Genomic DNA, 12553 nt, shown 5'->3' with positions numbered 1-12553 from the left:
AGGACGTACAGGTTCAACAGGGGTAGAAGGAGTGGGGACAGAATCTGGAGATGAAGTGTCCTCCGGAACAGAGGGCTTAGATGGCAAAACCTCATCAGTAGAAGTTTCAACTGGAACAAGCGATGCAGGCATAGGTTGCACGGAAGAAGCGTCCTCTGGAACAGAGGGGACAGAGGGAAGTACAGGCGAAACAGGGGCAGAAGGAGTGAGAGTAGAATCCGTAGGAATCAATGTTTCAGACGGATCAGATATTTCAGGCAAAGAAGGTGTAGATGGTATAAGCGGTGGCTTAACAGAAGGAGGTTGTTCAGGCGCAATAGTCTCTGATGGTCGTTCAGAAGGTATAGTTTCTGCTTCAGATTTAGGTGGTAAAACTGTGGACGTAGGCTTAATAGACGGAACTGAAATAGATTCAGAAGGATCTAATTCAGGATTAATGTAAACACTTTCGAGACGAAAATCCCAAAAATCTCCTTCCCCTTCAACCAATCTATTTTCGGGACTTGCTTCTCCAGAAGAAGAACCAGGACCATAAGCACGAAGTTTATATTGATAAGGAAATCCATTTATCGCAACATAATCATTCAAAAGCTTAAAAGTATCTTCCTTTGCTTTTCCAAAAACCTGAATAATCGAAACACTTTGATGACTTCCGTCAATCACTTTTGTATCTGAAGCTTTTTGAAATTTTTCCATTCCAATGAGCGTGGTTCCCAAAACATCACCATAGATTAAAACGCGATCAGTTTTTTGAGGATCAAATGAACCATCATTATTCATAAATGTGCTCATCTTAATCCGAGAATTACCTTCCGCACTGTATACTTTATTGTATACGCCATCCACACCCGCTGTTTGATCAATATCATCTAATGCATAAACATCTTCTTTATTGTATATTTTCTTTCCAATATGCAATGTTTGATAATCTTGAGAGACATATTTCTCAAAAACAAGCGTACTATCAAGGAGACTCAAAGTAGAAAGCGATGAAACCGTAACATCGGCCTCTTGTAAATCTTGATATTTAGGCTTAGTAAGATACCATGTTGAACCATTTTTTAACTGTAAATCAACACGAGACCTATCTTCAATGCGCACTCCCCCTGTAAGGGTTGAAGAATATGCTTGAACAAGAAGAGAAGAATCTTTTTCAGTTTTTATTAATAAGTCACCAGAGATTTTTGTATCGTCCAATAGTTCAAGGGTAGCTTTAGCTCCAAAACCATCAGTCCCAGTGCTATAAATGGCGATACCTTCTGGAACTGTAAAGTTTGTCTTTGATAACTGAACAAATGCCTTTCCTATAATGATATTTCTGCCTTGTAACAACATTTCATTAGCTGAATCAGCTGTTCTAAACCCTTTGTCTGGTTCTAATCCATAAAAATACAGACCATGTACTCCTTTACCCAGCACAAAAACATTGGATTTGTTAATCTTAATATTTGTCTTCTTAAATTCATCCGATGAACTAAATGCTTTCCACAACAACTTTTCTTTATCATTCACATCAACCGAAGAATTTTTCACCAAAAAACCATGCATATCACTCAGTTCAATAGAACTATTATTCAATTGAACATGACTTCCTTGAGAGACGTCGAAAGCTTCTGGTATTTTATCGAAACCTTCCTCATCGACGATAGTAGTTTTTTGTTTTCCTTTACCCTTAATGATAGTACTATCGAAATTATACCCTCCCCCATAAAACGATGAAAATCTACCTTTCCCATTAAATGTAACAGTACTGCCTGACATCCTAATCTTTGCACCAAGTCTACTCACAAACCCGATATCTTGCAGGTTGTCTGGCTCAACCTCAATCTTTACACGCACTAAAGCAATATCCGCTTCTTCACCCAATGCATATATAGCGTGAGAAGTTTCCGTAATTGACCCATCTGTCATGTTAATGACTGCATTTTCAGCATGAAGAGCACGTACATTCTTAAAATTTGAATTTTTTAGATTAAGACGTGCACCATATTTTGCATATGCACCATATGCAGATATTTTATTTGAATCATCGCCATAAACATTTATCTGAGATGCATCAACAACTGTACCTGCATTTTCTACATATATAGCCTTAATAGGATCAGAACTAGGAGCATGTTCTTGAAAACTTTTTAAATTATAAGTTTTATTTTCAAGTGTATGTTTTTTACCATCACTGCACGTATAAAAGCTCCCTGTTTCATCACAGGGAGCTGCAAAAGCATGAAAGTCAGCATTAATATTTACAACCCAAAAAAAAGAAAAAGCAACTGTTGTAAAAGTCAACCTATAATTTTTAAATATATTAACCATAACTCTTTTGCAAATCCTTCTCCCCCGCTTTATTTAAAAGTGAATGAGATCTGAAATAATGTTAAGTTAAACATATGAATATTTTTAAGTATAACAAATAAATACTTGCTTTGCAATTCATAAAATACTCTATATTTATGTAAATGTTATTCTATATTTAAGAATATACCTAAAAGCATAGTGTAAACCGCATGAAAAATCATCTCTGAAAAACCAGTTTTACTAAGACGATGCTGATAGGTTAAATCTCCGTGCAATAAAAAATTTGAAGATAACTGAGCATTACCCCCCATTCCAGCTTCTAGAGAAGAACCAAAAACCCCTAATTGGAATTCATCTCCAAATTGCACATGTTTTTTTCCTCCAAAACTCATGGTAAGATGAAACTTGCCATTGAAAGAAACAACAAGAGCCTCTTCAGAAGCAGCAAGCGTCTTTCTTAAAGACCCGCCAACACGCATCACCCACAAATCAAGTTTTTCTATTTCAATATCAAAACCATCAATATCAAACGCCTGATCAAACCGCACATTTTGATAAACAACCTGAACCTGCGGATCAAAAAATAAGCCCTTTATGTCCTGTCATCAATGACTGACCCGCAATCAATAAAGCACTCAAAGGTATTCCCTTCAATGTTGTTGTCTTGCCCCTTACTTGCGTGAAAACATTCCCTTTAAATAAACCATAGGAAAAAAGACCATCGATATAAAAGCCTGTATCATACTGCATGCTGCCATATGTGTAATAGGCCATTTATCAAATATACTTTTTTGTTTTCTTCAACATCTTGAGGTTGTAGAGAATTTTTTCCATCATTCCCCATTATTCCAAAGCTTAAAGTGTGATGTGTATCCTCAATCGCATTGAGCAAAACACTTGCCTCTATAGCGTTATAATTCAAATTTCCACCATAACCATATTGAAACTCAGAGAGGTCAGAAACATAACGATAACTTCCACCGTAACCTCGCGCAAAAAGAGCAGAACTTTTAGCATTTTCTCCCAAAGTCCCAGCAGCAATACGCAATGTTTCCAGCTGTTTATTGTGATTGTTCATATCCATCAAACCAACCTGAAACAAGCATGAGGCATCGATAGATATGCTGAAACTTGTGGGACAACAGCTTTAATGCCCTCTTCAGAATAAAAAACAGAAGCATCATAATCAGCTAAAACATTATGATGATGAGCATGAGTGTTTAAAGAACGAAACACATCATTTTCCAACCGCATATGATGCAGATGAGAAAGTTTCTGAACATATTCAGCTTCAAGTCAGAAATCCCAAAAATCTCCATTATACTCAATATTTTTCTCTTTAACGGATCCATCCCCATCTTTTACCTGTCTATGAGAAAAATTGGGACCATAAGCACGAACACTATATCACTAAGGCGCTCCTCTTAGAGCAACATAATCTGTTGTTAATTTAAAGGAATCCTCCGCAGCCTTTCCATAAACCTGAATAATTGAAACACTGAGACTATCTTTTTTATCGTCTTTTTGCTTACCTTTGCTATGGTTCTTTATTTTTTTTGAAGCCACTGAGACATCGATAATATGCACCTTACTTTTTCCATAAACATCACCATAGATAAGAAGTTTATCAGCTTTTATTCCCTTGCTTTTACCAGTTTCAGTAAGATATGCATTAACATATAAGCGTGCGTCCTCTCCTACAACGTAAGCATAATCTAAACCATAATCATCATCCAATCTCCTAACACGAAGTGTCTGATAAAAATCATTTCTTGGTTTCTGAAAGAAAATAAAACTATCAATAAGCCTTACAAAGAAAATAGATGAACCTACACAATATGGAACTTTTTTATGATCATTTTCAAGCGCATTTTTATTTGCTCTTACAGTCCATAAAGATTGATTGAACAACTCAACACTACCATAAAAACCTTTCTCAACATGTGCCCTTCCTGAAAGAAAAGACGCATAAGCATCAAGCGCAACAAATGAATTATTTTTGACATCTAACCGATCAGCAAAAATACGAGAACCCTCTGATACCGTAATATAAGGATACCTCCTAGCATCGTTACTATAAATAGCCGTACCATCAAGAACATGAAGAGCAGTCTTTTTAAATCGAAATTCACCTAAACTTATAAGAAGCACTCCCTCTTGATATTCATGTTGCGAAGTACTTCCTCTAAAATGCAAACTATGAACCCTTTGTCCCTGAAGAATGATCTCTGAGTTTTCAAAAGAAACCAAAGACATAGAACTATCTCGAAACTCAAATGACCTTTCCTAAAAAACCGGTTTTGCACTTTCAATCGCTATGCCATGAACATCAGAAACCTGAATCTTACCTTCATCAAAGAAAAAAACCGCTCTGCTTCACGCCAAACACAGATTGAGATAACTTGACATTTCTACCACTTTTCTTTTCGCTATTTCCTATAATAGAACTCTTTTTAAAAGAAGTTTTATTGTCTTTTGACACAACCACTGCTGATGTAATCTTCTCAGATTTATTTAATTCTAAAATTCCACCAATTCCTGAAACGCCTTTTCCCCTTTACTTTTTTCCGGCTTAATAACTATGTTATGAGATTGTATTGTAAAAATAACACCTGTAAGTCCTTCCTATCCAATCCACTCATATATAACTTATTACGACTTCCAAAAGTACAAGCAGCACCAACTGTATCACACGAATACGATTTAAAAAGAGAATTACATGAGGGTTTATAACCTTCTGCACTCACATCTATATTGTGCGCGAAGAAAAAATAGAGGTCGTAAGAAAACACACACATGGCGTTTTAATACTTTAATCATAATTTAGTCTAAACTTTCTTTATTTTATCTTCATAAAAAATCGAAAAGACACCTCTGGTTCATCTACTTATTATTCTTATTATATGCCGTCATAATAAGTTGTTTTGTATTATACATAAAGTCAAAAATCAGAAAATAACACTATAAAACCATGCTTTATACTTATATTTTCCACAAAGGATATATTAAAGGAAAATACAATTAAAAGTGATAGCTTAATCCACCAGAAAAATGCGTTCCAGAAAAGCCGGCATTCGTAAATTTATGCTGATAAATCAGGTCACTATGAAAAATAATTTTTGGAGATAATTGCGAAAAAACACCCAATCCAGCTTCTAAAGAAGACCCAAAGGAACCAAGCTGGAAGGCATCTTTAAAATATACAAATTGTTTATCATCAAAACTACGAATGAAATGAAGCTTACCATAGAATGAAAGAACATGTGCATCTTTAGTAAATGTAAGTGTCTTCGTTAAATACCCACCAATACGCATCCCCCAATGATCTGGGCTTCGCATATCAATATTAAAATTATCAATATCACGAGTCTTATGAAACTGGAGATTTTGATAAACAAACTGAACTTGTGGTTCAAAAATAAAATATCGGCTGCCGATCATAAACGTTTTACCAGCAGTTAAGGAAACACTCAGCGGCTTACCTCTCAATGTAGCTGTTTTACCTCGCTCAAGTGTGAGAACATTTCCATTAAACAAACCATAAGAAAAGAGACCATCCATATAAAGACCCGTATCATGCTGCATGCTTCCATATGCCGTGATTGTCCATTTATCAAATATACTTTCTTGACTTTGTTTAACCTTTCGAGGCTGCAAAGAAAGCTTGCCATAATTCCCCATAATCCCAAAAGATGTCGTACTGTATGCACTTTCGATTTTCTTGAGTAAAATATTTGCCTCTAGTGCATTATAATCAAGCTCACCGCCATAATCACCATATTTAAGTACAGATAAATTTGAAGTATAACGGTGATGTCCGCCGTAACCGCGCAAAAACAAAGTGGGATTTTCATCATTTTTCAACAACCGACCAGAAACAGTTCGCAGCGCTTGCAACTGCTTGTTTTGATTACTGATATCCATCAATCCAGCATAAAATAAGGTATTTGGCACAAGAATATATGTCAGAACCTGTGGAACAACGACTCTCACATTTGGCTCAAAATGAGAAGAAGGCTCAAAAACAGATGCCGGAACAGAAAAACTAGACGCAGGTGGAGTAACAACAGAAGGAGCGGGTGAAACATGCGGCGGAACAGGTGAAACCGATGCAACTGGAGTAACAACAGAAGGGGTGGGTGAAACATGCGGCGGAACAAGTGAACCAGATGCAGGTGGTGCAACTGGATTAGATTCAGCAATAGCGGGAATAACAGGTGCAAGAGAGGAAGGAGGATTGGGGGTCTCAAGCACCAAAACATCAGATACATTAGGTGTGGTCGTAAGATGGGAATCCCTATCAGGAGAATCTACAGGAGAAGAAAGACTTGGCTCCTGAGGTTTTTGCTGAGAGTTAGAGTCAATAGAACCATCCTCACCTCCAGTAATATTAAGATGAATTTTAGGAAAAGAAGGAATATCATCAGAAGAAGGGGGGACAACCAAATCAAGAACAGGAAAAACTTTAGTGGAATCAAGAGAAGTGGAATCAACAAATTGACTTTCAAGGCGGAAATCCCAAAATGTTCCAGAGTTTTTAAGCACTCTTTGATGGGAATCTGCCGCCCCTAAAGAAGAGCTTGGACCATAACTCTTAAGATGATACTGATAGGGAGAGGCTTCAAGTGTGACATACCCCCCCTTTAACTGAAAAGAATCTTCAGCAGCTTGTCCATAAACCTGAATAATGGAAATCCCCTGATTATTACCACCATCTCCCGTCAATGCCCCTGGACTTCCAAGAATCTTATAAATATGAACTGTTGTTTTTCCTTCAAGATCACCATTGATTAAAAGCCGGTCAGTTTTTTGCTCTTGCAGAGCTCCGCCTTTATCCAAATATGCATTAAGATAAAGATTCACATCACCGTGCGCTTTATAGACAGTCCCCGATCCTTTTCCGATGAGAAGTGTCTGATAACCATTTGTTTTTTTAGATTTTAATTCTTCAAAAACAAGAGAACTATCCGTAAGATCGACCGATGAAATGAAGGAATAGTCCCCTAAATTAGAACCAGAAGCATCAGAATTTTGCAATTTGTCATATTTTGGTCGCGATAAAATCCACTTTGAACCATTTTTTAAATCTATCTTAGCTGTAGAACTTTCATCAACATATACGCCTCCTACAAGGGAAGAAGCATCAGCCTCAATCTTTACATTGGAACGCTCAACAGCTTTCAGGAGTGAATCACCAGAAACTGTTGAATTTTGTAAGAGTTTAACAGAACTTTCAAATTCGCGGCTATAAATAGCCGTACTTTCTGGAGCCATAAAAGTTGTCTTTGTCAAATAGACAGTCCCTTTTCCAGGTATAATTGTTTTTTTATCATTTAAGACAGCTTCCCAAAAAAAGCGCATGCCATTAAATGCATTTTCTCTCACAAAAATATTGGAATATTTGATATGAGCAGTATTATTATCATTTCCCTCCAAGGCAATACCATGCGCTCTAATGACATTAACGTTTCCCTTCTGGAAATTAAGAGAGCCTTTCCCCTGAAGCATACTAAAAGCAGAAGCTTCACGATGATTATCTGTATTTGTTACCTGTTTTCCCCTCCCAGTAATAGAAACACCATCTAAATTAATTTCTCCATCTCCTCCTGTTTGAACACCAATACCACTGGTAAAATCAATTTTTCCTTCTTTCATATAAATTTTTGCACCATTATGACTCAAAAGACCTATCGCATCAGAAGATGTCTTAATCTCTGTCTTGGTCAAAGAAACAAACGACTCTTTACCCGCAACACTGATCCCCATTCTGGTTGCTTTAATCACCCCATCCTGCATCTCAAAAGCCCCCTTCTCATTAACATCGGCCCCTATCGACACATCATTTAACATGGAATCAAATAGAGCAACGCCTCCCCCATTTGAGGACTTTACAGCTGTTGTCCAAGCGTTTGTTTCTGAATGGCCATGTGCATTCGAAACACCGTTAATGATTATAGCCTCTCCCTCAATGACTGTATCTTCCCCTGATGCCTCTATAGCAGCATCAGAACTTTCACCCATAACTTGATAAGTTTTCTGGGAAATTTCATGCGTTTTACCATCATGACAGCGATAAAATGAGGCACTTTCGTTACATGAATATTGCTTCTTCTCAGAAGAAATCTCACCCGCATCAGTATTGTATACAAAGAAAAAAATAACCGTTGTAAAATGACATAAAGAGAGATGATTTTTAAACATAATTTTCTACAAACTTTCTTCCCCTTCCCTAAAAACAAAAAAAAACGCGTTCTGTTTAATAACTTTGATTACACGTGATAATATAAAATACGTTTTGTATTTTATATATCGACCCGATGCTTTATGTAAAGCCAGAATCCAAAAATATCACAATTTAAAATTGTATTATTTATAAAAACGCGCAAAAATATAGGTAGCAATAAAAATTCTATCTCAAAGCGGTGATTTCAAGAGAATTTAATAAAAATACACGAAAGGAAGAAAAACAGCATAAGAAGCAAAAACTGCAAACCAGAAAGCCTTATCTCGTTTCTAAAAAGAAACAAACTTTCTCATGCAAAAAACATCTTTTTAAAAAACTTATTTAAAAAGTTGCAAAAAAATATAAAGAGCCACAAGCTATGCTTGTGGCTCTTTAAACACCTTACCCCCAGATGATCATCCTAAAAACGATAGCGCAATCCACCAGAAAAACTGATTCCAGAAAAACCACCTTTGCTCAACTTATGCTGATAAACCAAATCACCATGAAGCACAAATTTTTGAGACAAGCGAGCATTAAGACCTAATCCAGCCTCTAGAGAAGAACCAAAAGCCCCTAACTGGAAAGAATCTTTAAAGCGCACAGCTCTTTCTTTGCCAAAATCATGGGAAAAATGAATCTTTCCATAGAAAGAAACATCACGATCTTTTTCAGATGCAGTAAGAGTCTTCATCAAACGACCACCTATACGCACCATCCATTGATCAAGTTTATCCATCTCAATATTAAAATTATCAATATCACGAGCCTCATTAAATTGAAGATGTTGATAAACAACCTGAACCTGTGGATCAAAAACAACACCTTCATATCCTGTGGCAATTTTCTGACCACTCATCAAAGAAGCACTTAAAGGGTTACCCTTCAATGTTGCAGTCTTACCCCGCGCAGTTGTCAGAACATCTCCCTTAAACAGACCATAGGATAAAAGACCATCAACATAGAATCCTACATCATGCTGCATACTGCCATAAACTGTAGCAGTCCATTTATCAAATGTACTTTTTTGGCTTTGTGCAACATCTCGAGGCTGTAGAGAAAGCTTTCCATAAGACCCCATAACCCCAAAGGATATAGCACTGTCAACATCTTCAATTTTTTGTAGCAAAACACCTGTCTCTAGTGCATAGTACCCTAGATCTCCCCCATAACCATATTCAAGCGCAGATAAATCTGAGACATAACGATAACTTCCACCATAGCCACGCAAAAATGAAGCAGGATTTTCACGAATTTCCAACATTCCACTAGGATGAGTTCGCAATGTCTCCAACTGCTTGTTTTGATTGCTGATATCCTTTAAACCAGCGTGGAACAAACTATTTGGCAAAAGCAGATAAGTTGGTACCTGAGGAACAACAGATCTTACACCTCGTCCAGATAAGGAAATATTTTCAATTTTAGAAAGACTATCCGTAAAAGACGACGAAACATCATCACCAGAAGATGCCGGAACAACATCAGCAGAAGACGCTGGAACAATATCCGAAAAAGAAGCACGTGCAGGGGGGGTACGTTCAGAAACCGTAAGAATGTCGTTATCATCAGCAGATTTTTGAACATATTCATTTTCTAAACGAAAATTCCAAAATGCCCCTCCGTTCAAAGCAAATTTTTGTTTAACATGCTCATCCCCTGCTGTAGCACTTGGACCATAAGAACGAAGAACATATTTATAAGGCGCCCCCTCTAAGGCAACATACTGTCCATTCAATTGAAAAGAGTCAGGCAATGCCTCTCCATAAACTTGAATAATTGAAACACTATGCGCTTTTTCGTTTTTTTCTTCTAAGCCTTCTGCAACCCCTTGTATATGTACTATCGTTCTTCCCTTAACGTCACCATGAATGAGAAGCCTATCCGTTACTTGATGATCACTTGTATCATTAGGATTTAAACGTGCATTCAAATGAATCCAAGCGTCACCAAAAGCCTGATAAACAACACCTGTTCCTTTTCCAATATAAAGCGTCTGATAGGTATGAGCAGTGCTGGATTTCGGTTTTTCAAAAGTAATAGAACTATTAGAAAGATTGATCGATGAAATAAATGAAACATCTCTATAATGAGGATTTTGTAATTTTTTATGTTTTGGTTGCAATAAAGCCCACTGTGAATTATTTCTCAAGATAAGGTCGACTTCAGAACTGTTATCAACCTGAGTTTGACCGACAAGTGCAGAAGCATCAGCAAAAACCTTTATAGAAGAGCCATGATCAGCCTTCAGCAATAAATCTCCAAAAATCTTTGTTTCCTTTAAATATAGGGCAGATTTCCTAGATTGACTGCTATAAACAGCTATACTATCTGGAACGATAAAATGCGTCTTTTTTAAATCAACACGTGATGATTTTCCCTCTAACGAACCATCTGATGCTACCTCATCCTCAAAGTGCATACCATAAAATGCATTACCTTTCACTGTGATATTGGAATCTCCAATATCAATCTGAGAACCTTTATTTCCCTGCAATAAAAGCCCATGAGCATCAGTAACATCAACAGCCCCTTTCATAAACTCAACATAACCATCTTTAGATATATGAAAAGCAGCCTGACGATCTGCATCCAGCCCTTGACCATCCTTGCCAGTACGACCTTTTCCGCTAATAGAGACGCCCTTTAAAATAAGATATCCTTTTTCTCCTGCTTTAACCCCAACTCTCCCTAGGCTAATTTTCGTATTCGTTAAATCAACTCTACTTTGAGGTTTTCCTCCAGCAACAGCCCCTACTTTGATTGCATCAATTGATCCACCAGACATTACGATGAATCCACCTTGAGCTTCCACCCCCACTAAAACCCCACTCAACGTGGAATCGCTCAAAACGACGTCCGCCTTTTCTGATACCTTTAGTCCATATTTCCAAAAGTTCTTTTCCGAATTATTCTTTTCATCCCCAATACCCTTAATAGTTATTTTCTTGCCACTAATAAATGTACCACTTTTAGACGCCTCTATGGCTCCATGAACACCATTAACATTTTTATCCATTAGCGAATAAACTTTATTATTAATTTCATGCTCTCCACCATCATCACACTGATAAAATTCTGCATTCTGATCACACGAAGACTGCTTTTTTCCAGAGGAAACTTGAGATGCAGCATTGTGTGCAAAAACATCAACATTGTGTGTAAAAAAAAGAAGTGCTGTTGTAAAAGTACATAAGGAGAAGCGATTTTTAAATAAACTGACCATAATTCCACCATAATCCCCCCTCTTCTTGCCAAGAAATATACACAACGTATTAAAAACTTTACTAAGAGAAAAATATTTAACACGTTTAGGTTATAATACATGGAGATTATTAATATTTTTTGTGTTTTATGTAAATATGGAATTAAAAAATTACTCGAAAATACAATCTAAATCTGTCGCTTTTACAAAGAATTTGCAAAAATATAACTGAACAACGACAGAACAATCACCTTTAAAGTTGTTATTCAAAAGCAGCCTTAATCAGTTGATATGCATTAAAACACCTACTTTAACTGCTGTCTAATCACCCCCAGAACGGGTATAATCAACATCCTTACGATAGATATTATATTGAAACAATGTGCACTCTGTAAGCAGACAAAACATATGCCAAAATTGAGAAACAAGAGTTCACATACGCCTTTTTAGGCAATTTTCATAGAAATACAGCCTAATTTAGAAAGAGGAGGAAAGTGTAAAAATCAAACAGTTCCAATTTTATCTTCTCTTTTTAATTCAACTTTACAATATTCAAAAACATTCAGAGCCATATTTTAAAAAGTGAAGATGACACATGATTTCATCTTTTTATTTATGCATTTAAAGAAAACACACTTTCAAAAAACAATACGTCATTATGTTTCTCATTCACCAATTTTCTCAGATATCTCTTTTCTTTCCCCCCATTTTGCAACAACAGCGGATATAATATAAAGTTCATCGGATATAACGCTCATTGCGTTTACGTAAAATAGAGAAGTATTCTTTTTTCCAACTTTTCATATTGTAAATCCTCTCCTCTTAACACACTT

At 36.5% G+C, this 12553-nt stretch carries 8 protein-coding genes; all 8 read right to left on the bottom strand.

The genetic code is table 11. The features are described 5' to 3' along the window. Positions 1-2313, bottom strand: a 2313-nt coding sequence (locus ACFILW_RS06150; protein WP_375685355.1) for an autotransporter outer membrane beta-barrel domain-containing protein, incomplete at its 3' end; no start/stop codon positions are given. A gap of 146 nt (positions 2314-2459) precedes the next feature. After that, entirely contained in the window at positions 2460-2843 is a 384-nt protein-coding gene (locus ACFILW_RS06145) for a hypothetical protein (RefSeq protein WP_375646483.1), read from the bottom strand. Positions 2844-2871: 28 nt separating this feature from the next. Then, positions 2872-3045 (bottom strand): hypothetical protein, encoded by a 174-nt coding sequence (locus tag ACFILW_RS06140; protein ID WP_375685354.1) that lies wholly within the window; start codon positions 3043-3045, stop codon positions 2872-2874. Then, positions 3035-3379 carry a hypothetical protein gene (locus ACFILW_RS06135; RefSeq protein WP_375685353.1) on the bottom strand — a complete coding sequence of 115 codons (345 nt, stop codon included), beginning with the start codon at positions 3377-3379 and terminating at the stop codon, positions 3035-3037. Before ACFILW_RS06135 ends, ACFILW_RS06140 begins: the two co-directional genes overlap by 11 nt. Then, entirely contained in the window at positions 3379-3531 is a 153-nt protein-coding gene (locus tag ACFILW_RS06130) for a hypothetical protein (RefSeq protein WP_375646487.1), read from the bottom strand. The genes ACFILW_RS06135 and ACFILW_RS06130 overlap by 1 nt, the downstream gene beginning before the upstream one ends. A 174-nt stretch (positions 3532-3705) precedes the next feature. After that, complete coding sequence (locus ACFILW_RS06125) at positions 3706-4551, bottom strand: hypothetical protein (RefSeq protein ID WP_375685352.1); 846 nt, start codon at positions 4549-4551, stop codon at positions 3706-3708. A gap of 765 nt (positions 4552-5316) precedes the next feature. Then, positions 5317-8496: an autotransporter outer membrane beta-barrel domain-containing protein gene (locus ACFILW_RS06120; RefSeq protein ID WP_375685351.1), complete on the bottom strand. Its 3180-nt coding sequence runs from the start codon at positions 8494-8496 to the stop codon at positions 5317-5319. Positions 8497-8939: 443 nt separating this feature from the next. Continuing rightward, positions 8940-11741, bottom strand: a complete 2802-nt coding sequence (locus ACFILW_RS06115; RefSeq protein ID WP_375685350.1) for an autotransporter outer membrane beta-barrel domain-containing protein — start codon at positions 11739-11741, stop codon at positions 8940-8942. Positions 11742-12553 lie beyond the last annotated feature (812 nt).

Origin of the sequence: Bartonella sp. TT110JLCBS, assembly GCF_042193405.1 — a bacterium.
Classification (GTDB): Bacteria; Pseudomonadota; Alphaproteobacteria; order Rhizobiales; family Rhizobiaceae; genus Bartonella.
This window is presented reverse-complemented; position numbering and strand designations above follow the sequence as displayed.